The organism is Marivirga harenae, assembly GCF_030534335.1.
Lineage (GTDB): Bacteria > Bacteroidota > Bacteroidia > Cytophagales > Cyclobacteriaceae > Marivirga > Marivirga harenae.
This window is the reverse complement of sequence record NZ_CP130565.1, coordinates 582,977-607,188: the sequence shown is the minus strand read 5'-3', so window position 1 is coordinate 607,188 and position 24,212 is coordinate 582,977. Positions and strand designations below refer to the sequence as shown.

Below are 24,212 nucleotides of genomic sequence, written 5' to 3'. Positions count from 1 at the left end.
CATCCAAGTATTAATTATTAATTTCAAACCCATCAGCATCCAATTGGGCGGGGAACTTCTCTCTAAACTCAATTAATTCTTTTGCTGATAAACTTACTGTTTTAATCTCCTCTCTATCATCAGCGAAATATAAAGCGTTTCCTTTCGGCCCGTAAAGAGCAGAGTGCCCATTATGTGGGATTCCATTTCCATCGTTACCAATTCTATTAAGTCCCAAACTATAGCTCACATTTTCTATAGCGCGGGCTTGCAGTAAAGTGTCCCAAGCGTTTACACGAACAGCAGGCCAATTGGCAACAAAAAGAATCAAATCGTATTCCAGTTCATTTTGCTCATTGGATTTATTCCTGCACCAAACAGGAAATCTTAAATCATAGCAAACCAACGGCTTGATCTTCCATCCTTTTAATTCTACTACTAATTCTTTTTGTCCTGCTGAGTAGTGTTCATCTTCATTGGCCATGCGAAACAAATGTCTTTTATCATAAATTTGATACTCACCATTAGCTTGCATCCAAAGAAGACGATTATAGAAGTTTCCATTATCATTTACGATATAAGAGCCTGTCACCACTGCCTTTTTTTGGGCGGCCATCTGCTTCATCCATTTAAATGTGTGCAAGTTCATAGGTTCAGCCATCTTTTCCGCTTCCATACTAAAGCCTGTATTGAACATTTCCGGCAAAACGATCAAGTCCGTTTCTTCCTCAATCTCCCAAATTTTTTCTTCCAACATGGAGATATTAGCTTGTTTATCTTGCCAGTGCAAAGGCGTTTGAATAAGCGTTATTTTTAAATCTTGCATAATATTTCTGATGCTTTTTGTAATGTTTCCTCGCCTTTGGCAAAACAAAATCGAAGTAAATGATGGTCTTGTTTATCAGAATAAAAGGCAGACACAGGAATAGAGGCCACTCCCTTCTCTTTAATGAGATATTGAGCAAATTCCATGTCTCCCATATCGGATACTTCACTAAAATCTAAAACCTGGAAATAGGTTCCGTAGGAAGGAATCACCTTGAATTTAGAGTCTTGCATCGCTTTTTGAAAGAATTCTCGTTTCTTTTCATACATGGAGCTCACACCCAGATAGTTTTGCTCATCCTGTAAAAATTCAGCCATTGCGTACTGACTTGGGGTATGAACGGAGAAGACATTGTATTGATGTACTTTTCTAATTTCTTTCATAATTGCTTCTGGGGCCACCATGTAGCCTATTTTCCAGCCAGTTGCATGAAAAGTCTTTCCAAAAGAAGAAACAGCTATACTTCTACTGGCCAAAAATTCATCTTTTAGTACCCCTAAATTTGTCTTGCCATCAAATATGATATGTTCATAGACCTCATCGCTTAAAACCAGCAGTCGAGGGTTTTCCTCTAAGATTTCTTTTAGGGCTGAGATATCATTTTCAGTTAAAATAGCTCCCGAAGGATTATGAGGAAAGTTCATCATAATCATACGGGTTTTATCAGTGATACTGTCTTTCACCTTTTGCCAATCAGGAGAAAAGTCAGGTAATTTTAGCCCAACTGGAACGGCTTTCCCACCAGCTACTTCTATAGCTGGAATGTAGCAATCGTATGCTGGTTCTAAGACGACCACCTCATCACCTTGATTTACTGTTGCGAGTACGCTGGAAAATATGGCTTCAGTTGCTCCGGCTGTAACCGTGATTTCAGAATCTTGATTAACAGAAATCCCACCAGTGTTTTTAATTTTATTTGCAATGGCTTCACGTAGTTGAGGAAGTCCTGGCATCGGGGCGTATTGATTATGCCCAATTTGCATGTTTTGGTAAACTAAATCAATTAATTTTTCTGATACGGGAAAATCGGGGAATCCTTGAGACAAATTAATGGCACTGTGCTCCATTGCCATTTGAGACATGACGGTGAAAATTGTAGTCCCCACATTTGGGAGTTTTGATTGGATGGTACTGGACATAATTTATTTTTTTTGAAATTTAAAAATAAAGCCCTTAAATCCTAAATTAATTGGTAGCTACTTCAAGCTTGTTGTGGATTAGAGCGCTTAGTTTGCTTTCTGCTCTTCCCAGGCCTGGTTCATTTGATCGATAATTCCTAAAATCTCTTCTTTTCCTGTTTGTTTTTGAGCAGAGCTCACAAAATATGGAGGGAAATCTTCCCAAGAGCCTAGCATTTTCTTCTTGAATACTGATATGTTTTGCTGGGTTTTATTGAAGGATTGCTTGTCTGCTTTGGTAAATATGAGTGATAAGGGTAGTCCATTTTTTCCGATGAAATCCAAAAATTCTACATCTGCTTTTTGGGGAGGAAGACGCGAATCGATCAAAACAAAAATACAAACAAGATTTTCTCTGTTGATCAGATAATCGCTGATCATTTTACCCCAATTTTCATTGGTTTTTTTGCTCACTTTAGCATAACCATATCCAGGTAAATCCACTAAATACCATTTATCATCCATTAAAAAATGGTTGATTAGTTGCGTTTTACCAGGTTTAGCCGAAGTTTTTGCCAAGCTTTTTCTATCTGTAAGCATATTGATCAAAGATGACTTGCCTACATTTGAACGACCAATAAATGCATACTCAGGTAGGCCGGTTTCAGGGCTTTTTCTGTAATCCGTATTACTTATAATAAATTCCGCATTTTTGATCCGCTTCATTTTGCAAATATAAAGGCTTTCTATTGCATCGGGCCGAACTTTGGTAAAGAATTATTAGATTTATGATAATTTAGTGCCTTTTTAAGGCCTTAATCATGCCTTATTCATTATTAAGGGCTTGAATATTTTCTATAAAAAGTGTTTAAATTTGATAAAGTCGGGATAACATTTTTATATTTATCCTTCCATCTCGCAAAAATATTGAATAAAAACAGGAAGTTTAGCCAACTTTTTTTGATATAACATAAAAAGTAGCTTAATTTAAGTGATTATTTTAGTGAAGCGACCTAACTCGCTATAATTTACCGAATTAAAGAATACGATGATATATAAATTTAGATTCTTTGCTGTCATTTTAATTTCTATTTTGCTTGTAAGCCAAGTTAGAGCGCAACAACCTAGTCCTGAAGAATTAGCTCAAACTTATTTGGAAACAGCTGTTGAGATTTTAAAGGAAACAAAAGCTTTAAATCAAGCTGTAGAAATGTATAAACTAGCAGCTGAAACAGATCCTAATAGTATTGTGGCAAATTACCAAGCTGGAGTAACTTACTTGCAAATTACAGATAAAGCAAAGGCAACGCAATATTTGTTGCGTGCATATCAACTAGACTCAGATTATAAGTTTGATATGCTATACAAAATTGGTCAAGCATATCAGTACGGTTACGAGTTTGATAATGCGATTGAGTATTACCGAAAATATAAGCAGAAGCTTGAAAGCAACACAGGCTACAGTGGATCAGATAAAACCCCAATGTCATTTGTTGAAAGAAGAATAGAAGAGTGTATTACGGGAAAGAATTTGATGGAGGATCCTGTTAATTATTCAATTACTAATGTTGGCACTGCAATTAATTCTGAATTATGGGACTATGCCCCTGTGGTTAATGCCGATGAGACAGTGATGATTTTCACTTCAAGAAGAGGTCCAAATGAAGGAAACTTAAACGAAAATGTTTTCGAGGATAACTTCTTCTATGAGGATATATTTATTTCTAAGAAATCAGGTGGTAAATGGCAAGCTGCTGAAAACATAGGGCCAGTAGTCAATACAAAATACCATGACTCAAACTTGGGTTTTTCACCTGATGGTAAAACACTTTATATTTATAGTGATGAAGGCAATGGAGACATATATTTTACCAATAATCTGTCTGAGGATACCTGGTCTGAACCTGTTTCTTTAAGCGATAATATTAATTCAAGTGGATATAATGAGAAATCTGTTTCTCAATCGGCAGATGGGAATACTTTATTCTTTGCTAGTAATCGTCCTGGAGGATTTGGGGGATTTGATATTTACTTCTCTACAAAAAACAGGAAAGGGGAATGGGGAGCTTCAAAGAATTTAGGAAAGGTAATCAATACGGAAGGGGATGAAGATGGACCGTTTATTCAGTTTGATGGGAAGACTTTGTATTTTAGTTCTACTGCACACAATGGAATGGGTGGATTCGATATTTTCAAGTCAGAGTATGACAGTGCAAGTAATGAATGGAGCATTCCTGAAAATATGGGATACCCTCTTAACTCACCTGATGATGATATTTATTTTGTCATGACTAAAGATGGTAAAACTGGCTATTATGCTACAGTTCGTGAAGAAGGAATGGGCTACAATGATATATATAAAGTAACGATTGGAGGAAGTGAAGATAACACAAATAAGAAAATAGCGAGTAAAGAGGCTAATGTGGATGAAGGAGAAGATGAATCAAAGAGAGAGCTGGAGAATGTTAACGTGGTAGAATCTAAAGAGGATGAGAAAAGTGATACGGGTGCTCCAGTTAAATTGTTAGTGAGGGTCGTGGATGCTAAAACTAAAAAAGTGATAGATGCTACTGTTAAATTAAAAGGGCAGGTAGATAATATAAATGTACCTACTGATAGCAAAGAAAATGGTGTTTCCACCTATGTTGTGATAAGAGAGCAAGCTACAGAGTTTATGCTGTCAGCTGAAATGCCGGGTTATATTTTCGCTAATAAAAGAATTACAATTCCTGCCTCAAGTGGTGAAGAGCAAACCATCAGACAAACCTTAAGTTTAAGTAAGCCGGAAGTTGGTACATCCAAGACGCTGAGAAATATATTCTTTGAATTCGGAAAAGCGACTTTTACTTCTGCGTCTTATGAGGAACTGAATAAAATGGTCAGCTTTATGGAAGCGAACTCTGGTGTAAATGTGGAGATAGCTGGGCATACTGATAATATCGGCTCGGATGCTGTCAATAAGAAATTATCTCAATTAAGAGCCAATAAGGTAGTTGAATATCTAACAGGAAAAGGTATAGATAGGAGAAGGTTAAATGCAGTAGGTTATGGAGAAGAAAGACCAATTGTGAGCAATGACGATGAGGTGATGGGTAGAGAAATAAACAGAAGGGTTGAGTTTATTGTGAAAGAATAAAAAGATTACATATACCAGTTAACTTAGGGATGTTATTCATCCCTTTTTTATTTCTAAACATTTATATATCTAGATTGAAATGAAGAAGTATGCAATCATAGTAGCAGGGGGAACAGGAAAAAGAATGGGGGAAAGTCTGCCTAAGCAGTTTCTTAAGTTAGGCGGTACCCCAATTTTGATTCATACTTTACAAGCTTTTTATTCAGCTGACCCAGAAATTGAACTCATTATTACGCTCCCTCAAGAGGAAATACAGTTTTGGGATGAATTGAATATTTGGCATCAGAATTATATAGAGCATAAAGTCGTAGAAGGTGGGGAAACAAGATTTCATTCTGTTAAAAATGCTCTAGAGCATGTACAAGATGGCCTGGTAGCAGTTCATGATGGTGTGAGACCTTTTGTTTCTACAAATACGTTGAATCAATCATTTGAATTGGCAAAGGATAAGAAAGCAGTGGTTGCCGCTGTATTAATGAAAGATTCAGTGCGTCAAGTTAATGCTAACGGTAAAAATAAAAACATTGACAGGAGTTCATTGAGGATGGTACAAACTCCGCAGACTTTTGATGCAAAGCTCTTGAAGGCCGCCTATAAAGTCACATTTAATCCCTCTTTCACCGATGATGCCTCTGTTGTGGAAGCTAGTGGACATGAAATCACCTTAATAGATGGAGATTATCAAAATATTAAAATAACTACTCCTGAGGATTTAATAATTGCAGAAGCTTTATTAAAAGCAAGATAAGCTTATGAGCTTACCTTGCTAATATTCATCTTCATTAAAGAAGAAGTCTTCTTTTGATGGATAATCAGGCCAAATTTCTTCAATATTTTCATAAGGTTGACCATCATCTTCTAATTCTTGTAAATTTTCTACTACCTCCAATGGCGCTCCAGAACGAATTCCAAAATCGATTAATTCGTCTTTCGTGGCTGGCCACGGAGCATCTTCTAAGTATGAAGCTAATTCTAATGTCCAATACATATTCTACCGTATTTTTTTGATGCGCAAAAGTATGATAAAAATTTATAAATCAAAGCTTTAATTGCATTTGACTTTACTTGCATACTAAAATATTATACGCAAAGTTCAAATTATTTTAAATTTTTGTTCAAATCACGCAGTTCTTCCATGATTTGTTGCTTTACGGCAAGCTTTCTTTTTTGTTTTTCATGTTTAAAGCCTACCATTTTATCCAACTGCTGAGTGCCTAAATTAAACTTATCTAGATTTTCTTCAAACACATTAAGCTCCCTTTGATCTCTTGAAATCAGATCTCTCAACAAACTCATTTTTAATTTTACGGCCTCTTTGCCCTCTAGTCCTTTTTTGGCTTTTCTTTCAAATAAGTTGTCAATAAAGCTTTTCTCAAAGATGTAATCATTTAAGGTGAAATATTCTTCATTCAAATCCTTATTGAATGTCTTGCCCGAGTCCTTCCATTTTTGTTGAATGCTTTTGGCTCTTTCTACTGCGGCAGAGGAATCTAATTTTTTAGCTTCTTTTAACTCTTGAATTAAGGAAAGCTTTGTTTCATCATTGCCGGCTTTGCCATTGGGCCCATGGGGCTTTTTCGTACCAGCATTCTTTCCTGTTTGAGTATATTTTTTAAATTCTTTTAGAAGAGTAGCATATTTTTCTTTGGGAATATTTTCTAATTCTTTCCATTCCTCAATCAGGGCATTGCTTTTTTGAGCTAAATCATCTCCTTTACTTTCTTGCAGTTTTTTAGCTTTGGCAATTAAGGCTTCATATTGCTTTTCCCTTGTTGCCATCATTTCTTTTTTAGCCTCATGAAAAGCTTTTTTCTTTTCATAAAACCCATCATAAATGGCTTGAAATGAATTTTCTATCTCCTCTTTTTTGTCCTCTTCAACGGCACCTACTCTAATCCACCTTTGACGCAGCTCCTTAAGTTTTTCAGTAGCTTCTCTCCAATCAGGATTACTAGCGTAGCTTTTAGCTTCTTCGATTAAGGTAGATTTTACTTCCAGATTACGTCTTCTATTTTGACTGATGTAGTCTTCCAGCATTTTTTCCAACATTTCAAGACGATCCTTTAGTGCAGTAAAGTCACCTATTCCATCATAATTTGAAAGAGACTCTTTTAAATTAAGCACTTTCATAAGAAAGGATCCTTTGTTATCCTCGGTTTCAATCTGAAGCTGAACTTTGTCTACTTTTTCTTTAAGATGTTCAAATCGGTCTTGAAAAAACTGCAGTGCCGTTGTCTCATCGTCCTTTACTTCTCCAATTTCTCTCTGCGGAAATCCTTCTTGTTCCTTTAAAATCACTTTGCCGCCTTCAATGAAAGCCAATTCTTGCTGTAAATCAGTCAAAATGTTATAATTTGGTTTTTGTAAAATTTGATGCAAAATTAAATTTAATTTGCAATAAAGCCATAAGGCTCTTATGTTATTACTGATGATATCACGTAATTTGAATTTCTATTGAAGATAAAAGAAAAATTTTAGCAAAAAAACAGATATGAGTGACGAAAAAATAATTTTTTCAATGGCGGGGGTATCCAAGATTTATCCTCCCAAAAAGACAGTATTAAAAGATATATACCTTTCCTTTTATTATGGTGCTAAAATTGGTGTTTTAGGACTTAATGGTTCGGGTAAATCTTCTTTGTTGAAAATAATTGCCGGAATTGACAATGATTATCAAGGAGAAGTCGTGGCTTCCAAAGAATACTCAGTGGGCATGTTAGAACAGGAACCAGAATTGGATCCCAACAAAACAGTGAAGGAAGTTGTAGAAGAAGGGGTAGCAGAAACTGTAAATCTTCTAAAGGAATTTGAGGAGATTAATGAAAAATTTGCTGATCCTGAAGTGCTGGACAATCCTGATAAAATGAATGACCTAATTGAACAACAAGCCAAAGTTCAAGAAAAGTTGGATCATGCTAATGCCTGGGAGTTAGATAGCAGATTGGAGCAGGCTATGGATGCACTTAGGACTCCACCGGCAGATTCACCAGTCAAAAATCTTTCAGGTGGTGAAAAGAGGAGAATAGCATTATGTAGATTGCTTCTTCAAGAACCAGATGTATTGCTACTTGATGAGCCTACCAACCATTTGGATGCCGAGTCGGTTCACTGGCTTGAGCATCATTTACAGCAATATAAAGGAACTGTAATTGCCGTAACGCACGATCGTTATTTCTTAGATAATGTGGCGGGTTGGATTTTAGAGTTGGACAGGGGAGAAGGAATCCCTTGGAAAGGCAATTATTCGAGTTGGTTAGACCAAAAACAGAAGAGGCTAGCACAAGAAGAGAAAACTGAATCTAAACGTCAAAAAACTCTGCAAAGGGAATTGGAATGGTCACGAATGGCACCTAAGGCCAGACAAGCCAAATCTAAAGCTCGTTTAAGTTCTTATGAGAAAATGTTAGGCGAAGAGGGCAAAGAAAAAGAACAAAAATTAGAGCTATTTATTCCACCTGGTCCACGTTTAGGCAGCAAAGTGATTGAGGCCAACGGGGTTTCCAAAGCCTATGGTGATAAGTTATTGTATGAAAATTTAAACTTTTCATTACCACAAGGGGGAATAGTTGGGATCATTGGGCCAAACGGAGCTGGTAAAACTACCTTATTCAAATTAATTACGGGTCAGGAAGAACCGGATGCTGGAAATTTTGAGGTTGGAGAAACGGTACAACTTTCCTATGTAGATCAAGCGCATGATAATTTGGATCCAAATAAATCAGTCTGGGAGAATATTTCTGGAGGCAATGAATGGATTCAGCTAGGAAATAGTAAAATCAATTCCAGGGCATATGTCAGTAAATTCAATTTCGCTGGAGCTGATCAGGAAAAGAAGGTTGGTGTTTTATCTGGTGGTGAGCGAAATAGAGTTCATTTGGCTATGTCTATCAAGCAGGAAGCCAATTTGCTTTTATTAGATGAGCCGACCAACGATTTGGATGTAAATACACTTCGAGCTTTAGAAGAAGGTTTGGAGAATTTTGCAGGCTGTGCGGTAATTATTAGCCACGACAGATGGTTTCTAGATAGAATTTGCACGCATATTCTTGCTTTCGAAGGTGATTCTCAAGTATATTGGTTTGAAGGAAACTTCTCTGATTATGAAGAAAACCGTAAGAAAAGACTAGGAGATGATGCTATTCCTAAAAGGATCAAATATAAAAAATTAACAAGGTAATAAACTGATTACTTTGTTAAAAGACCTGTCAGGTTCTCAAAACCTGACAGGTCTCTACTCAATAATTAAATATTTATTCGAAAAATTTCCAAGATCGCTAACCCAACTTTCAGTTGATCAAATAAGGTGCTCTTGATAAATGCTTGAAATTTTGCTAGCCAAATATAGCTTGCTCGAAGAATGTGGGCTGGAGGACAATTTCTTTAAAAGAGTCCCAGCTTCCATCTTCCTTCGCAGAATGTCCGACCTTCAGTACTGACATTATCTTGCCAATTTCGAACTTTTGCCTTCCAACTAATAACTAATCCTTAACTTCGCTTAAGCCCATCGCTTTCAACATAAACCTTGGCAAAGGCTTCTTCGGATCTCTTTTTTGCAAATTTAAGTACCAACCAATTTTTTTCATAATCGGCACTTTATGGGTTTCCACAAATTCAATTAGAGCACCATCCGGATCTTCTACGTAGGTAAAATGTCCTGCAGCTTCTCCCATGTCAAAACTATTGGCTGAATCTACAGTGAAGGGAAAACCTTTTGCTTCACATTCCGCTTTGAGGGCTTCCATACCATTTATATCATAGCAAAGGTGGATATAACCTAAATCACCCCAGAATCTATTCTCAAATATTTTTTTCGGCTTACGATTTATTGCTACTACCAATTCGATTTCAGATGCACCTAAAAGTGGGCTAAAGGCTCCTTCTCTAGGTTTACTGTGGCGAAGAAGCACACGCCTAACTTTCTTATCACCACCAGGAATTGCAACTAGATCATCAAAAACGCCTTCTTCATCATAAATGATAGTGTCGTAACCAAGTATTTCAGAGTAAAGGGTTTTGGCTTTCTCTATGTCAGTAACTCCAATAATGGCACCATTAGGGCCTCCTGGTAGGTCAGTTTTGCGTTGTTGGAACCACGAATTAGATGTTACAATCTGAAATATATTATCCCAGGGATCTTTTACAAAAAATGTGGGTTTTCCATAAGGGTCATTTTGTAACTCTCCTAATACGTTTAGACCTCGCCTGTTAAAAAGTTCATAAGTAGTAGCAACATCCTTACTTTTCATTTTAGCGATATTGATACCTAAATCTCCCAATAGAGGTTGAAATTTTGGAGCTTCTGGCTTTCTGGAAGTGTATTGCCAAATTTCAAAACCGCCACCACCTTGCATATTAATGGCTAATATAGCATGCCTGCTTCTAGGCTCTCCACCCGTATAAGGAAGCATTAGAGCAGCCTCTGCGGCCTCTTCAAAGACGGGAACACTCATTCCGAAGTTTTGCCTGTACCATTTGAAGGCCGCCTGAACATCGGATACCCCAATTCCAATTTGCTGAATTCCGCTAATTATTTTCCCACTCATTACATTACTTTTTTGAAATTTTGGCTAAAATAATGGAATTCAATGAAACTGATGGTAAAAATCAAGATTCATTTATCTAAAATATTAAAAATTGATTGGGATGAAATGAATAAAAAAATTATTTAGGAATTCAGGCTTCTGCTAATTGATAAGTGGTTTTTATAAAAAATCCAATGTAAATTGTCAATCAATTTAGTCACAGTTCTATTCTCCTAAAATAAAACAAATGAAGAAAGTATTTACTACCATATTAACCTGTCTTTTTACCAACTTACTTTTAGCCCAAAACCTTCAAAGCCCCGAGGAAAAACTGGGGTATGCATTAGGTGATAAATTCACATTTCACCATCAGGTAGTTGATTACTTTAAGTACCTATCTGAAAATTCAGATCAAATGATCTTGCTTAAATACGGGGAAACCTATGAAGGAAGGCCACTTTATTATGCAGTGATTTCTTCTGAAGAGAATATGCAAAAACTAGAAGAAATTAAAGCAAGTAATATTTCTCAAACCGGATTGAATGGTGCATTGAGGGCGGGGAATGAAAAGGCCATTGTGTGGCTAAGTTACAATATCCATGGAAATGAAGCTTCATCCACTGAGGCAGCAATGAAAACTGCATATGAGTTGCTTTCAGGAGGGATGGACGGCCAGGAATGGTTGGAAAATACAGTGGTAATTATGGATCCTTGCGTGAATCCAGACGGAAGAGATCGCTATGCTAATTTCTACAGGAGATACGGTGCAAAAGAATTTAACCCTAATTTGGAGGCTGTGGAGCATGATGAGCCATGGCCAGGCGGACGTCCTAATCATTATTTATTTGATTTGAATAGAGACTGGGCATGGCAAACACAAATTGAATCGAAAGCTAGAATGAAAGTTTACCATGAATGGATGCCCCATATTCATGTTGATTTCCATGAGCAATCCATTAATAGTCCCTATTACTTTGCTCCTGCTGCAGAGCCATTGCATGAAGTGATTACAGATTGGCAAAAGGATTTTCAAATTCAAATAGGTCAAAATCATGCTAAATATTTTGATAAAAATAATTGGCTATATTTTACAAGGGAGCGGTTTGATTTATTTTATCCTAGTTATGGAGATACTTATCCAACTTTCAATGGTGCGATAGGGATGACCTATGAACAGGCTGGTAATGGTAGAGCAGGATTGGGTGCTTTAACAAACTTGGGAGATACTTTGACACTAAAAGAAAGATTAGAACATCATTTCACTACTGGGATGAGTACGATTGAAATCGCGTCTAAAAATGCTGTCAAACTAAATACAGAATTCAGAAAGTATTTCTCTCAAAATGTCAATAATCCTACAGACCAGTTTAAGTCCTATATTATTAAATGGGATGAAAATAAAAAGTATGATATTTCTGCTTTACTAGCCTTTTTGGAAGATCAAAAGATTGAGGTTCAACAGATCGGAAAGCAACAAAAGTTAAGTGGCTACAGCTATTTTAAAAGAAAGGAATCTAATTTTTCTTCCGATAAGAATGATTTAGTAATCAGTGCCTATCAACCAAAATCAACATTAATTCAGGCATTATTTGATCCTAAGCCAAAATATAGTGATTCATTAACCTATGACATTACCGCCTGGGCAATTCCTTATGCCTATGGCCTCGAGACCTACGGTCTAAAAAATAAAGTCAATGGTACTTCTTTGGAAGATATAAATTTTGAGGAGAGCCTTACTAGTAATTCTACTTATGCTTATGCAGTTAGATGGAATTCTTTTAACTCAGCCAAATTTTTGGCGGAGGCCCTAAGACAAGGAATTAAAATTAGAATTGCTTACAAAAACTTAAAATTCGATAATCAGCTTTTCAATAAAGGAAGTTTGATTATTACACAGACTAATAATGATCAGGTGAAAGATTTGAATTTGGCATTATCACAATTATCAAATCAATTTGACGTACAAATATTTCCGATTACTTCAGGCTTTGCTGATCAAATTTATGATATTGGTTCTTCCGAAATCCAATATTTGAAAGCGCCTAAAATAGCAGTGTTGATGGATGATGGAGTTTCTTCATTAGCATATGGGGAAATATGGCATTTCTTTGAACAGTCATTAGACTATCCTATCACTAGTTTACGATTGAATAATTTGAACCGGATCAATATTTCTGATTACGATCAGCTAATAATGCCTTCAGGCAGTTACAGTGAATTGACAGAAGAGGGTAAAACGAAACTGCTTGATTTTGCGAAATCTGGGGGAAAGCTGATAGTGATGGGGTCGGCAATATCAAAATTTGCTGACTTGGAAAATGGTCAATTAAAAGCTAAAAAAGCTGATAAAGGAGATGAATCTTTAGCTGTATACGAAAATGCAGAAAGAAAAAGATTGTCTAGTAGTATTTTTGGAGCTATTTATGATGTTGAATTAGATACTTCTCATCCTCTAGCTTTTGGTTTAGGGAATCAATATTTCAGTTTGAAAACTTCGGGAAGTGCATACGAATATTTACCAAATGGCTGGAATGTAGGTGTAATAAAATCTGATAATGACCATATAGCTGGTTTTGCTGGTTATAAAGCCAAAAAACAACAACAAAACAGTATGGTGTTTGGAGTGGAATCTTTTGGGAGGGGAGAGCTTGTCTATCTTCAAGATGACCCGTTGTTTAGGGCTTTTTGGCATCAAGGGAAAATGTTGTTTTCCAATGCCGTCTTTATGGTTGGAAGCGATTGATGAGTAGTAGAAAGGGCTGTTTTTAGAATAATGAAAACAGCCCTTATGATTCCTGATTTGAGAAATTAGAACTCAAATTCAGGTAATTTCTCCAATATATCCTTCACCATATCTTCCAAGCTGTACTGTGGACTCCAATTCCAGTCTTGCTGTGCTTGACTATCATCGATGCTATTAGGCCAGGTATCGGCAATTTTCTGTCTGTAATCTACCTTGTAGGAAATCTTGAAATCGGGATGCTGTTTTTTAATGACCTGATAGATATCTTCAGGATTAAAACTTAAAGCGCCTAAGTTATAACTTGATCTTACGGTGATTTTTTCTGCTGGTGCTTGCATTAAGTCGATAGTAGCTTTGATTGCATCTGGCATATACATCATTGGTAAATAGGAATCTTCTCTCAAGTAGCATTCAAAATCTTCACCATTTAATGCTTTATGGAAAATATCAACAGCATAATCTGTCGTTCCACCGCCAGGTAAAGACTTATAACCAATCAAACCTGGGTACCTCAGACTTCTAACATCCACTCCATATTTTTCATGGTAGTAAGCACACCATCTTTCACCAGCCAATTTACTGATGCCATAAACAGTATTGGGATCCATTATGCAATCCTGTGGGGTCTTGTCTACCGGAGACTTTGGTCCGAAAACAGCGATAGAACTGGGCCAATATACCTTAGATAGCTTCTTTTCTCTAGCAACTTCTAAAACATTGAGTAGGCTTTGCATATTAAGATCCCATGCGAAAATTGGGTTTTGCTCTCCCTTAGCTGATAAAATAGCAGCTAACATGTAGATTTCTGTTATTTTGTATTGCTCTACTAATGCCGTTAACCTTTCTGCATCCATAACATCTAATTGCTCAAAGGGCTCATTAGGAAGAGGATCTTTGTGAGGATTTCGAATGTCAGATGCAATCACATTGGTGCTACCATAAATTGCTCTTAACTCGGCTGTGAGCTCAGTGCCAAGTTGTCCATTTGCTCCTATAACTAGTATCGTATTCGTTTCCATAGGTAAAATTTTGCACGAATTTCGTTATTTTATTTTGCTAAAAAAATAATTGGAATGAATTGACAGAATTATGTGTTGACAGGCTATAATCAGGAATAGCTTATTTAGAAAAATGATAAATAAGCATAACTACTTACATCTATTTTATTTCCTGTGACTTTAAAGTTATTTTTGCATATTCGATTAGCACTATGAAAGAGAATTTCAAAGCAATAAGTTTATCATTCAAAAATGCCCCCATAGAAATTAGGGAGCAGGTCTCACTTAATGATGAGGCTATTGGTAGGTTATTGAACTATTTCAAAGAGTTTACTTCTGTTTCCGATGTTTTGGTACTTTCCACTTGCAACAGGACAGAGGTATATTATTTCAATGAAGAAGAGCTTTCCGAAGATATTATTAAACTGATTGGGATTGAAAAAGGGATTAGCGATTTTGCTTCCTTTAAACCTTATTTTGAAATCATCAATGACCATATAGAAGCCGTCCAAAGACTATTTAGGGTGGCAATGGGCCTTGAAGCACAAGTCGTAGGAGATATTCAAATCTCAAACCAAGTAAAAAGAGCATACCAACAATCAGCCGATTTGCAATTGGCAGGTCCCTTTTTGCACCGACTGATGCACACGATTTTCTTTACTAATAAAAGAGTAGTTCAAGAAACTCCTTTCAGAGATGGAGCTGCTTCAGTTTCATATGCTGCTACTGAATTAGTGAAAACCTTAACTTCGGATATTAAAAACCCAAGAGTTTTAGTGGTTGGTGTTGGAGAAATAGGAGAGGATGTTTGCAGGAATTTAGTAGGCGATAACAGACTATCAGTTAAAATAACTAATAGAACGGCTGAAAAAGCGGTAGAACTTGCAGCAGAATGTAATTTTGCGGTGCATCCTTATTCCGAATTATGGGACGGGGTAAACGAAGCGGATGTGGTGATTTCATCAGTTGGTGCTTCTGAGCCAATATTCACCAAAGATAAAGTAGATGCGCTCAATATATTGAGTTTTAAGTATTTTATCGATTTATCTGTTCCTCGCTCAGTTAGTAATGAAGTAGAGGAAAATCCTGCAGCTTTGGTTTTTAATGTTGATAGTGTTAAAAGTAAGGCGGATGAGGCTTTAGAAAAAAGAATTAAAGCGATTCCACAAGTAGAAATAATCATTGAAGAGTCAATTGAAGAATTTAATGATTGGTCTAAGGAAATGGCTGTTTCTCCTACAATCAATAGCCTTAAAAATGCTTTGGAGCAAATTAGACAAGAAGAGTTGGCTCGGTATTTGAAAGAAATTGAAGGCGAAGACTGTAAGATTGTTGATAAGGTAACTAAAAGTATGATGCAAAAAATATTGAAGCTGCCGGTTTTACAATTGAAAGCGGCTTGCAAAAGAGGTGAGGAGGAGAATTTAATTGGAGTCTTAAATGATTTGTTTAATCTTGAAAGAGATACTTTAAAAAAGTAAATCACAATTGCTTGTAGGATATTACCATATCCACTATTTTTGTCACTCAAATTTTAAAATAATAAAGTATGTTTTACGATATTCCGGTAACAGAAGGGGCTAATACATTTTTTTGGATAGTAGTAACCTTAGTAGGCTTAGTGAATGCAATTGCATTTATTGATAAAAGAAATACTGATAAAGAAGAATCAGAATCCTAATTTTGATAGCTTTTAAATTGAAGTAGTATGAAAAATATTTTTAAAGTTTTCATACTTTTTTTATGCTTTTTATTAAGTGCCGAACTCAAAAGTCAATCTTTTATTGGCACTAAGGGAGGTGTGAACATACCTTTTGTAAACTTCTCTGATTTTACAAACGTCCCCATTACTACCAGAATAAGAAGTGAATTTTTTGTGGGACCTACTTTTGGCCTAACCTATCGTTATATGCAGAACGATAAAATTGGGGTGCAGTTTGATTTGAATTATAGTACTAAGGGCTGGGGCCAAAATACTTTTGAGTTCACTAATACCTTTATTACAAGAATTAATTATTTAGAGTTACCTTTTTACTTCCATTGGCAAATGTTTGGTACGGAGAACTTTAAGTTCTTTTTAGATGCAGGGGTCTATGTTGCTTGGGCATTAAGTTCTTCACAAACCATTACTAATAATCAAGATTTAAGTGAAAACCAAATTACCTATTCAATCGAAAACGACAACAGAGGTGACTTTGGCTTGCATGTTGGCGCAGGAGTTTCCTATAACTTTTCAAGCTTTATTTTGCAATTAGAAGGTGGTTTTCAGTCTGGTTTCGCTAATATTCTGCCTGTTAATCACTTTATTAGGGTAAATCCTGTAGTTTCCACCAATCAAGTTCCTTCAGCTCGTATAAGCTTACTTTTTCCTTTGCGGAAAAATTAACGACAGCATCTATTTTAAGTTTATATTTTAAATATTAATATCCAGACAACATTTTAAGTGATTTTGAAGTGTACATAGAAGATTTAATTTACTCCCCATTATGAAAAATATTTTATTCCTAGTTCTGTTTATTATCTTAAACTCCCTTGGGCTGGCTCAACAAAAACCTATCAATATCTATTATGAAAAATCAAATGATGGTTTTGACTTTTTTGCGAGCAATAAGGAACAGGTTCCGTATACTGTTAAGATCAATTTTCAGCAGTTAGAGAATTTATCAAGTGATTCGGGAGAGAAAAGCTTTATCCGTACGATTCCCGCCCAAAGCTCTTCAGTAAAAGTGCTCGAGATGAGAAGGATTAAAGAAGAAAAGGGTACCTCCTTTGATTTTAATTTCCTGTTTACAATTGGTGATGCTTCATTAATAGTAGATGAAAACTATCCTTATTTGTTGCCTTATAAGCACGGGAAGAGAGTCAGGGTTGGGCAAGGAAACAATGGTGCTGGAACCCATAAAGGAATCAATGCCATTGATTTTAATCTTGAAGTCGGTGACAGTATTTACGCTGCTAGAGCCGGATTAGTGACTGAAGTCAAACAAGATTCAGACATAGGGGGGAATGCCCCAAAATATGAACCGTACGGGAATTTTATAAAGGTTTATCATGATGATGGAACGCTGGGAAGTTATGTTCATTTAGTCAAAAATGGGAGCTTGGTCAAAAAGGGAGACCAAATCATTGAAGGCCAATTGATTGGAATTAGCGGAAATACCGGCTGGAGTTCTGGCCCTCATTTACATTTTATGGTAACACAGAACAGGGATTTTCAAAATTTCACCTTACCGATTAAGTTTCTAAATTATGAGGATGAGCTTTTTATTCCGATTGAATCTAAAAGTTACTATGCTTTCCATCCAGGAAAACCGGATTTTGAAGTTGAAGATGAATTTCAAGAGGCAGCATTTGAAGGAAAGATGGAGCCCTCCAGTCTCAAAGGCAAAATTGAATTTGATACGAAAGAGTATGGTGATTATGTATTGATATATGTAGATAATGGCATGAATGCGGAAATGAATGGAGTTTTAAAACTACAACTGAAGAATTTTATCAGCACTAAAAACTTACCATATAAATTCACAGTGCCACCAAGAACTAGAATGTATTTGTTGGCATTAAGTCCTGATGATAATGCCTCATCTTTTGGGTATCAACTTTCAGGAGAGTTTAAATAGAGTTCTTAAAAAACCTAGAACTTGACAGTGTCATTAACGTATGTACCTACATGGAAAAAGCAAGATTATTATACTTTTACGATCCTTTATGCGGGTGGTGCTTCGGGTTTAGTCCAGTAATCAAGAAATTGGAGCAAGAGTTCAAGGAGCAAATTGAATTTGAAGCCATTAGTGGCGGAATGGTATTGGGCGAAAGAGTAAAGCCTTTAAGTGAGATGAAAGATTACCTTAAAGAAGCCATGCCACGCTTAGAAGAAATGACGGGGGTTAAATTTGGTCAGCCCTATTTAGAACTTTTGGATGAAGGAAGCTTAATGCTCAATTCTGAATTGCCTTGCATAGCAATGACAGTTTTCAAATCAATGAGTAAAAAATCCAATATAGAGTTTGCATCAGCTTTACAATCCACTTTGTATGAAAAGGGTGTCAATCTAAATGAAATTGAAAACTATAAAAAGTTGGTAGAAGATTTTGACCTGCCTTGGGAAGTTTTTAAAGGTAAATTGGAAGATCCAGTTTATAAAGAAAAAACATATCAAGAGTTTCAGATCGGTCAGCAAATGGGGATAAATGGATTTCCATCTGTGGTTTTAAGTATTGGTAAGCAAGGATATTTGATAGCCAGAGGTTATAGACCTGAAAATGAAATGAAAGCGGTGATTGAGGAGATTTTAGCTAAAGAAACCGCTTCTTCCAAATAAAATTAGTTAATAAGATTGTCTGGGGTGGATTCACAAGAGGAAGTGAAATCACCCCTTTTTTCTTCAATATTTGCTCATTCAGTTAATTCAATCCTGAAAACCACTTCATCAATTCGGCTAATTGCTTACCTTTGCCCAAAATTTGAATTAAGATTTTATCATGCATAGGACACATCACTGCGGAGAGTTAAGAATAGAAAATAAAAGTCAGCAAGTAGTATTGAGCGGCTGGGTACAGCGAGTTAGAAATAAAGGCGGATTGCTTTGGATCGATTTGCGTGACCGATACGGAATCACACAACTTTTATGTGAAGAAGGAAAAACCAATGAAGATATCCTGAAAACAGCGAGAAAAGTGGGGCGTGAATTTGTGCTTCAAGCAAAAGGTGAGGTGGTAGAGCGATTCTCCAAAAATGATAAAATGCCTACGGGTGATATCGAGATTTTTGTTGAAGAATTGAATATCTTAAATGCTGCTAAAACCCCTCCATTTACCATAGAAGATGATACAGATGGCGGAGAAGAATTAAGAATGCAATATCGCTATTTGGATTTAAGGAGGCCTGCAGTTAGAGAGAAATTAAAATTGCGTCATCAATTGATGCAAGCTACAAGAAGGTTTATGGATGGCGCAGGTTTTTTAGAAGTTGAAACTCCTGTTCTGATAAAATCCACACCAGAAGGTGCCCGTGATTTCGTAGTGCCTTCAAGAGTTCATGAAGGCGAATTTTATGCCTTGCCGCAATCCCCGCAAACTTTCAAGCAATTATTGATGGTGTCCGGCTTTGATAAATATTTCCAGATAGTGAAATGTTTCCGTGATGAAGACTTAAGAGCAGATCGTCAACCTGAATTTACTCAAATCGACTGCGAAATGTCATTTGTAGAGCAGGAAGACATCCTTAACACTTTTGAGGAGATGGTAAAATACCTTTTTAAGGAAGTGAAAGGAGTTGAAATAGAGGATTTCGAAAGAATGACCTATGATCAGGCTATGAAATTGTATGGATCGGATAAGCCTGATATCAGATTTGGAATGCCTTTCGTAGAATTAAATCAATATGCTCAAGGCAAAGGATTTAATGTCTTCGATCAGGCCGAATTAGTGGTGAGTATCAATGTTTCGGGTGCTGGAGATTATACTCGTAAACAATTGGATGCTTTGACCGAATATGTAAAGCGCCCGCAGATCGGAGCCAAAGGTTTAGTTTATGTGAAATGCAATAAAGATGGAAGCTTCAAGTCGTCTGTGGATAAATTTTATAGTCAAGAAGATTTAAAAGTATGGGCACAAGCAACTGATGCCAAAGCAGGAGATTTGATTTTGGTTTTAAGTGGAGATGTTGACCATACCCGTAAAGCGATGAATGAACTACGCTTAAAAATGGGTTCTGAATTAGGTTTAAGAGATCGAAATGTTTTTAAACCACTTTGGGTATTGGATTTTCCTCTTTTAGAATGGGATGAAGATACTAAGAGATTCCATGCTATGCACCATCCATTTACAAGTCCTAAGTTAGAAGATATGCAGTTCATTGAATCTGACCCAGGAAGAATAAGAGCGAATGCTTATGATATGGTGATTAATGGAGTGGAAATAGGAGGTGGAAGTATAAGGATTCATGATAAATCATTGCAACAGAAAATGTTCAAGGCATTAGGTTTTACTGAAGAGGAGGCGCAAAAGCAATTCGGATTCTTAATGGAGGCATTTGAATATGGAGCTCCGCCTCATGGTGGAATTGCTTTTGGTTTTGATAGATTGTGTGCTATGTTTGGTGGCTCTGATTCAATCCGAGATTACATTGCATTCCCTAAAAACAATGCAGGAAGAGATGTGATGATTGATTCACCAGCAACCATTTCTGCAGAACAATTAAAAGAATTACACTTGAGTATAAAATAAAATTAATATATTGTTCATCAGTTTAATTTTTGCTGAATAGAAAGTTGATCTATTTGGAGTCAATTCTCTATTTATTTTTGGTTTTTGAATTTCTTTTAAATTGATTGAACATACCTACATAGAATTTTTGGGATTGGAACTAGCCGATCCCTTAACTTTCATTTCCGATATTATGATGGCTACGGTCTGTGCTTTTTTGGGCCACAGACTATTCCACGATTTTAAATCTAAATACGCAAAGCTATCAGCCTATTTTTTCTTGTTTTTGGGAGTGTCGGCCTTTCTTGGGGGTACTTCTCATTTATTGGATTTGTATTTGGGAAAAACGCCACATTTAGTTGCTTGGACATTGCAAGGCGTTTCTATCCTATTTTTTCAACTGGCAAGTTTGAAGTTAATCCAATCTTCTAAAATAAAATTCTTTTTGAGGGCTTTGATATTCGCTTTTTTCGGAATATTTGTAGCTCAGATTTATTCGGTTCAGCATTTTGATGTGGTAAAGGTGAATTCTATTGTGGGATTAATTGGCTTTGTATCATGCATTCACATTTACAAATATTTTGAATCGAGAGATAAAACTTATTTAAAAATTCCCTTGGCTATCCTTCTATTTGCAGGACCTGCCATGATTCACAGTTTTGGGCTCAATTTCAATAAATGGATGGACCAGAATGTGATTAGTCATTTGCTTTTATTACCTTGTTACTATTTACTCTACACTACCATAGTGCAAATAGCTATTCTTAAAAAGAAAACTCAGCCAATACGGCAACCAGTGCCCCTAAAAGAGAAATAAATAACTTCTTGAAATTAAAGCTATGATCGGGGCTGCTTTCAAAAAAGATAGTGGTTGATATGTGTAAGAAGTTCCCCGACACCAATGCAAATAGAATTAAGAACACTTTATCTGAAAAAATTTCAGCATCGTGCAAAATATGGCTCAATCCTAGACCTGCTGGGCTAGCCAAACTAAAAATAACTAGAATCAATATTGTTTTCCATTTAGTATGCAGGTGACAAATCATGACTGACATTAGTGCAAAAGCAGCGGGCATTTTGTGCATCAGAATTCCAAAAAAGACTGAGTTTGAGTTGTCGTGAGAATGGATAGTATCAGGATGTGCCAAAAGCGTGCCTTCCAAAAAGGCGTGTATGGAAAGTGCAATTAACAATCCCAACCATTTATTTTGTCCATGCTGATGATTTTCATGAACAGTATGTAAATGTCCGTGCTCTACTCCTTCGGAAAAATACTCTAATATCACTTGGATAAAAAAACCAGCCAGCACATATAGACTTATATGCGAGACACTTTCCCCTTGAGAAAAAATTTCAGGTAAAATATGGATGACGGTTACCGAAAACAGATAAGCCCCGGCAAAAACCAAAGCGAATTTGAAAAAATGATTATTAACGTTTGGCAGAAAGAAGACTAAATAACCTGCACCAAAGGTAAGTACAAATAATATGATTGAATTGATGATCATAATTTTTTCACTATAAATATCATGCGTTCAGAGGTTTCGGGTACGTATTCATTTAGCTCATAATCTCCAAAGGTTTGCACCAGCATAAAATTAGCGTTACGGAAATATTCTAAAAATGATAAACGTCTGATAGCTTTTACTCTTTCTTCAAAATGATAGTTTTCCCCATTTGCGTGGAAATCAATTTCTTTAATGATACTTTCGCCATCAAAATTTCTTTTCAAATGAAAATCGATACCATCAATTGTTTTTATTTCCTCTTTCACTAGATTATGAATCACTCTATAAGGATTCAGGAAGTCTAATGTAAATATGCCTCCAGATTGTAGCGAATCTGAAATAGAGTTAATACATTTTTGATTTTCATCTTCAGATTTGAAAAAGCCAAAACTTGTAAAAAGATTAAAGGCGTAGTTAAAATAATTTTCTTTGATGCTTTCACGCATATCTTGAACGTGAAAGTGCAGTTTCTCATTCTCATAAGACTTGGCCAGTTCAATATTTCTTTCTGAAATATCTATTCCATCGACCTCGAAATCTTGCTTATTTAGGAAGATGGAGTGTCTACCACTGCCACAGGCTACATCTAGCAATTTCGCATCTTTAGGGATATTTAAAAATGATAATAGTTTGGACAGAAAGAACTGTGCTTCTTTTTCATCTCTATTTTTATAGAGAATATGATAAAAAGGAGAACCAAACCATTCATTGAACCACTCTTTTTTAGCTTCTGACATGATCACAATATGATTTTTCCGTTTAGGTTGTCAGTATTGTAGTGTTGTAAGTCTCCATTTTCATCTTCATAGATAAAAAAAGCTTCCAGATGATCTTGAGAAGAAAGGATTTTCTTCGCTTCTTCTAATCCAGTTACCATGAAGGCAGTGGACCAGGCATCGGCTTCCATGCAGCTTGGGGCAACAACTGTAGCACTTATAATATCTCTTTGAATAGGATAGCCTGTTTTAGGATTGATGCTATGTCCGTATTTTTTTCCCTCGTAAACGAAAAATTTTCTATAATTACCTGATGTGGAGATAGCTTCATTATCTAAATGGATTATCGCTACTCTCTCGGGCTGTTGTCCAACTTCCTGCTGAGGGTCATCGATTCCGATAGCCCAAAAATCCCCATTTTCATTTTCGCCTTTTACTCTTAGCTCTCCACCTAATTCAACCATCATATTTTTGATTCCTTTTGAATCCAGAAAATCATAAAGTACATCTATAGAATATCCTTGTGCAATTGCATTAAAATCAAGAGATACTTTTTCTTTTTCTTTTTTTACTTTTTTCTTATCGAAGAGAATGTAGCTAAAGCCTACGTATTTCTTTATTTCTTCAATTCGGCTACTGTCTGGAAAATCTACTTTTTCTGGACCAAACCCCCAAGCTTCAATAAAGGGATAAACAGTAGGGTCAAATGCACCACCAGATGCTTCATATATTTCCTTTGATTTTCTTAAAACGGGATAAAAATAAGGGGATTGGAATTGAAGGCTGTCTGACTTATTAAACTGAACGATTTCTGAGTTCTGAAGGTATGTTGATAAACTTAGGTCAAATTTTCTTAAAAGAGAATCTATTTCATTTTTAAAGTTTCTGTTTTCCACATCAGAATAAGTGATATTATAGGTTGTACCTTGCGCTTCTCCTGAAATAAAAATATAAGGTAGTATATCCGTTTTCGGATTTTGGCTGTCTCGGTAAAACCAAACTATAGCCACAATGGCCACTAAAATTAAAGAATAGATTGAATTCTTCGTTCTATTGTTCATGGGATTAAATTTGATGCGAAATTACATTAAATGCAAGTGAATTGCGAATATGAGGTAGGATATTTAGAATTATTACTAACAAAAAAGCCACTTAAAAAGTGGCTTCTAATATTAAGTGGTTTGGAAATGTTTGTTTAACACATCACGGTACTTAGAACTAAAATTTCTATAGCACCATTCCTTCAACAAATTCAGCTCATGTTCTACCAACAGAGCAATAGCTTTTCTCAATTCTTTTTCAAATAAACGTCTGTCGAAGCTTACCTTTGAAAGAATTGACTTTGCATAATCTAACATAGCTATTATGGTTTGGGTTGTAGTTAGTACTTTAAAGAACTTAATTTTTATGGTATCTTGAAAGTAACAAAAATTTATTAAAATCGAAAATTAAACACTAAT

22 protein-coding genes are annotated in these 24,212 nt (G+C 35.9%); 11 read left to right on the top strand and 11 right to left on the bottom strand.

All coding sequences use genetic code 11. The features are described from left to right. Nucleotides 1-10: 10 nt before the first annotated feature. The 3 genes from Q3Y49_RS02645 to yihA all read right to left on the bottom strand — a co-directional run bounded on the left by Q3Y49_RS02645 (nucleotide 11) and on the right by yihA (nucleotide 2,649). Nucleotides 11-805: an amidohydrolase gene (locus tag Q3Y49_RS02645; protein WP_303270689.1), complete on the bottom strand. Its 795-nt coding sequence runs from the start codon at nucleotides 803-805 to the stop codon at nucleotides 11-13. Beyond that, on the bottom strand, nucleotides 793-1,944 hold the full coding sequence (locus tag Q3Y49_RS02640; RefSeq protein ID WP_303270688.1) for a methionine aminotransferase: 1,152 nt from the start codon (nucleotides 1,942-1,944) through the stop codon (nucleotides 793-795). The genes Q3Y49_RS02645 and Q3Y49_RS02640 overlap by 13 nt, the downstream gene beginning before the upstream one ends. 87 nt (nucleotides 1,945-2,031) lie before the next feature. Next, nucleotides 2,032-2,649: a ribosome biogenesis GTP-binding protein YihA/YsxC gene (gene yihA, locus Q3Y49_RS02635; protein ID WP_303270687.1), complete on the bottom strand. Its 618-nt coding sequence runs from the start codon at nucleotides 2,647-2,649 to the stop codon at nucleotides 2,032-2,034. A gap of 322 nt (nucleotides 2,650-2,971) precedes the next feature. Between yihA and Q3Y49_RS02630 the strand changes: the two genes are divergently transcribed. After that, nucleotides 2,972-5,059 carry an OmpA family protein gene (locus tag Q3Y49_RS02630; protein ID WP_303270686.1) on the top strand — a complete coding sequence of 696 codons (2,088 nt, stop codon included), beginning with the start codon at nucleotides 2,972-2,974 and terminating at the stop codon, nucleotides 5,057-5,059. A 79-nt stretch (nucleotides 5,060-5,138) separates the two neighbouring features. Next, nucleotides 5,139-5,807 carry a 2-C-methyl-D-erythritol 4-phosphate cytidylyltransferase gene (locus Q3Y49_RS02625; RefSeq protein WP_303270685.1) on the top strand — a complete coding sequence of 223 codons (669 nt, stop codon included), beginning with the start codon at nucleotides 5,139-5,141 and terminating at the stop codon, nucleotides 5,805-5,807. Nucleotides 5,808-5,825: 18 nt separating this feature from the next. On the opposite strand, the gene Q3Y49_RS02620 is transcribed toward Q3Y49_RS02625, so the two are convergent. Together Q3Y49_RS02620 and Q3Y49_RS02615 are read right to left on the bottom strand one after the other, a co-directional pair. Beyond that, nucleotides 5,826-6,047: a DUF2795 domain-containing protein gene (locus tag Q3Y49_RS02620; protein WP_013454973.1), complete on the bottom strand. Its 222-nt coding sequence runs from the start codon at nucleotides 6,045-6,047 to the stop codon at nucleotides 5,826-5,828. Nucleotides 6,048-6,157: 110 nt separating this feature from the next. Continuing rightward, nucleotides 6,158-7,402, bottom strand: a complete 1,245-nt coding sequence (locus Q3Y49_RS02615; RefSeq protein ID WP_303270684.1) for a DUF349 domain-containing protein — start codon at nucleotides 7,400-7,402, stop codon at nucleotides 6,158-6,160. Between the two features lie 148 nt (nucleotides 7,403-7,550). Between Q3Y49_RS02615 and ettA the strand changes: the two genes are divergently transcribed. Beyond that, on the top strand, nucleotides 7,551-9,236 hold the full coding sequence (gene ettA, locus Q3Y49_RS02610) for an energy-dependent translational throttle protein EttA (protein ID WP_303270683.1): 1,686 nt from the start codon (nucleotides 7,551-7,553) through the stop codon (nucleotides 9,234-9,236). Nucleotides 9,237-9,537: 301 nt separating this feature from the next. On the opposite strand, the gene Q3Y49_RS02605 is transcribed toward ettA, so the two are convergent. Continuing rightward, the gene (locus Q3Y49_RS02605; RefSeq protein ID WP_303270682.1) at nucleotides 9,538-10,602 is read right to left on the bottom strand and encodes a VOC family protein; all 1,065 of its coding nucleotides are present in this window, start codon (nucleotides 10,600-10,602) and stop codon (nucleotides 9,538-9,540) included. A gap of 226 nt (nucleotides 10,603-10,828) precedes the next feature. Here Q3Y49_RS02605 and Q3Y49_RS02600 point away from each other — a divergent pair, with 226 nt between their 5' ends. Further along, a complete protein-coding gene (locus Q3Y49_RS02600; RefSeq protein ID WP_303270681.1) occupies nucleotides 10,829-13,324 on the top strand; it encodes a M14 family metallopeptidase in 2,496 nt (831 codons plus the stop codon). 65 nt (nucleotides 13,325-13,389) lie between these two features. Here Q3Y49_RS02600 and Q3Y49_RS02595 read toward each other — a convergent pair whose 3' ends face one another. After that, entirely contained in the window at nucleotides 13,390-14,343 is a 954-nt protein-coding gene (locus tag Q3Y49_RS02595) for an NAD-dependent epimerase/dehydratase family protein (RefSeq protein ID WP_303270680.1), read from the bottom strand. A gap of 191 nt (nucleotides 14,344-14,534) precedes the next feature. Between Q3Y49_RS02595 and hemA the strand changes: the two genes are divergently transcribed. From hemA to Q3Y49_RS02560, 7 genes are all read left to right on the top strand, one after another. Beyond that, nucleotides 14,535-15,803, top strand: a complete 1,269-nt coding sequence (hemA, locus tag Q3Y49_RS02590) for a glutamyl-tRNA reductase (protein WP_303270679.1) — start codon at nucleotides 14,535-14,537, stop codon at nucleotides 15,801-15,803. A gap of 68 nt (nucleotides 15,804-15,871) precedes the next feature. Further along, nucleotides 15,872-16,003: a hypothetical protein gene (locus Q3Y49_RS02585; protein ID WP_303270678.1), complete on the top strand. Its 132-nt coding sequence runs from the start codon at nucleotides 15,872-15,874 to the stop codon at nucleotides 16,001-16,003. Nucleotides 16,004-16,030: 27 nt separating this feature from the next. Further along, nucleotides 16,031-16,708, top strand: a complete 678-nt coding sequence (locus Q3Y49_RS02580; RefSeq protein WP_303270677.1) for a porin family protein — start codon at nucleotides 16,031-16,033, stop codon at nucleotides 16,706-16,708. A 100-nt stretch (nucleotides 16,709-16,808) separates the two neighbouring features. After that, complete coding sequence (locus tag Q3Y49_RS02575; RefSeq protein WP_303270676.1) at nucleotides 16,809-17,942, top strand: M23 family metallopeptidase; 1,134 nt, start codon at nucleotides 16,809-16,811, stop codon at nucleotides 17,940-17,942. Nucleotides 17,943-17,992: 50 nt separating this feature from the next. After that, a complete protein-coding gene (locus Q3Y49_RS02570) occupies nucleotides 17,993-18,643 on the top strand; it encodes a DsbA family protein (protein ID WP_303270675.1) in 651 nt (216 codons plus the stop codon). 160 nt (nucleotides 18,644-18,803) lie between these two features. Then, complete coding sequence (aspS, locus tag Q3Y49_RS02565; protein WP_303270674.1) at nucleotides 18,804-20,549, top strand: aspartate--tRNA ligase; 1,746 nt, start codon at nucleotides 18,804-18,806, stop codon at nucleotides 20,547-20,549. Nucleotides 20,550-20,649: 100 nt separating this feature from the next. Then, nucleotides 20,650-21,345, top strand: coding sequence for a DUF6962 family protein (locus Q3Y49_RS02560; protein ID WP_303270673.1), 696 nt, complete (start codon nucleotides 20,650-20,652; stop codon nucleotides 21,343-21,345). On the opposite strand, the gene Q3Y49_RS02555 is transcribed toward Q3Y49_RS02560, so the two are convergent. From Q3Y49_RS02555 to Q3Y49_RS02540, 4 genes are all read right to left on the bottom strand, one after another. Beyond that, on the bottom strand, nucleotides 21,293-22,036 hold the full coding sequence (locus Q3Y49_RS02555) for a ZIP family metal transporter (protein ID WP_303270672.1): 744 nt from the start codon (nucleotides 22,034-22,036) through the stop codon (nucleotides 21,293-21,295). The two genes, Q3Y49_RS02560 and Q3Y49_RS02555, sit on opposite strands and share 53 nt — an antisense overlap. Beyond that, nucleotides 22,033-22,773 (bottom strand): class I SAM-dependent DNA methyltransferase, encoded by a 741-nt coding sequence (locus Q3Y49_RS02550; protein ID WP_303270671.1) that lies wholly within the window; start codon nucleotides 22,771-22,773, stop codon nucleotides 22,033-22,035. Before Q3Y49_RS02550 ends, Q3Y49_RS02555 begins: the two co-directional genes overlap by 4 nt. 2 nt (nucleotides 22,774-22,775) lie before the next feature. After that, nucleotides 22,776-23,813, bottom strand: a complete 1,038-nt coding sequence (locus Q3Y49_RS02545; protein WP_303270670.1) for an FAD:protein FMN transferase — start codon at nucleotides 23,811-23,813, stop codon at nucleotides 22,776-22,778. Between the two features lie 111 nt (nucleotides 23,814-23,924). Continuing rightward, entirely contained in the window at nucleotides 23,925-24,110 is a 186-nt protein-coding gene (locus Q3Y49_RS02540; protein ID WP_303270669.1) for a hypothetical protein, read from the bottom strand. Between the last annotated feature and the right edge of the window lie 102 nt (nucleotides 24,111-24,212).

Excerpts from the sequence above, each read along its gene's own strand:
- Q3Y49_RS02645 (WP_303270689.1), bottom strand. The coding sequence starts at position 805 with ATGCAAGATTTAAAAATAACGCTTATTCAAACGCCTTTGCACTGGCAA.
- Q3Y49_RS02640 (WP_303270688.1), bottom strand. The coding sequence starts at position 1,944 with ATGTCCAGTACCATCCAATCAAAACTCCCAAATGTGGGGACTACAATT.
- yihA (WP_303270687.1), bottom strand. The coding sequence starts at position 2,649 with ATGAAGCGGATCAAAAATGCGGAATTTATTATAAGTAATACGGATTAC.
- Q3Y49_RS02630 (WP_303270686.1), top strand. The coding sequence starts at position 2,972 with ATGATATATAAATTTAGATTCTTTGCTGTCATTTTAATTTCTATTTTG.
- Q3Y49_RS02625 (WP_303270685.1), top strand. The coding sequence starts at position 5,139 with ATGAAGAAGTATGCAATCATAGTAGCAGGGGGAACAGGAAAAAGAATG.
- Q3Y49_RS02620 (WP_013454973.1), bottom strand. The coding sequence starts at position 6,047 with ATGTATTGGACATTAGAATTAGCTTCATACTTAGAAGATGCTCCGTGG.
- ettA (WP_303270683.1), top strand. The coding sequence starts at position 7,551 with ATGAGTGACGAAAAAATAATTTTTTCAATGGCGGGGGTATCCAAGATT.
- Q3Y49_RS02605 (WP_303270682.1), bottom strand. The coding sequence starts at position 10,602 with ATGAGTGGGAAAATAATTAGCGGAATTCAGCAAATTGGAATTGGGGTA.
- Q3Y49_RS02600 (WP_303270681.1), top strand. The coding sequence starts at position 10,829 with ATGAAGAAAGTATTTACTACCATATTAACCTGTCTTTTTACCAACTTA.
- Q3Y49_RS02595 (WP_303270680.1), bottom strand. The coding sequence starts at position 14,343 with ATGGAAACGAATACGATACTAGTTATAGGAGCAAATGGACAACTTGGC.
- hemA (WP_303270679.1), top strand. The coding sequence starts at position 14,535 with ATGAAAGAGAATTTCAAAGCAATAAGTTTATCATTCAAAAATGCCCCC.
- Q3Y49_RS02585 (WP_303270678.1), top strand. The coding sequence starts at position 15,872 with ATGTTTTACGATATTCCGGTAACAGAAGGGGCTAATACATTTTTTTGG.
- Q3Y49_RS02580 (WP_303270677.1), top strand. The coding sequence starts at position 16,031 with ATGAAAAATATTTTTAAAGTTTTCATACTTTTTTTATGCTTTTTATTA.
- Q3Y49_RS02575 (WP_303270676.1), top strand. The coding sequence starts at position 16,809 with ATGAAAAATATTTTATTCCTAGTTCTGTTTATTATCTTAAACTCCCTT.
- Q3Y49_RS02570 (WP_303270675.1), top strand. The coding sequence starts at position 17,993 with ATGGAAAAAGCAAGATTATTATACTTTTACGATCCTTTATGCGGGTGG.
- aspS (WP_303270674.1), top strand. The coding sequence starts at position 18,804 with ATGCATAGGACACATCACTGCGGAGAGTTAAGAATAGAAAATAAAAGT.
- Q3Y49_RS02555 (WP_303270672.1), bottom strand. The coding sequence starts at position 22,036 with ATGATCATCAATTCAATCATATTATTTGTACTTACCTTTGGTGCAGGT.
- Q3Y49_RS02550 (WP_303270671.1), bottom strand. The coding sequence starts at position 22,773 with ATGTCAGAAGCTAAAAAAGAGTGGTTCAATGAATGGTTTGGTTCTCCT.
- Q3Y49_RS02545 (WP_303270670.1), bottom strand. The coding sequence starts at position 23,813 with ATGAACAATAGAACGAAGAATTCAATCTATTCTTTAATTTTAGTGGCC.
- Q3Y49_RS02540 (WP_303270669.1), bottom strand. The coding sequence starts at position 24,110 with ATGTTAGATTATGCAAAGTCAATTCTTTCAAAGGTAAGCTTCGACAGA.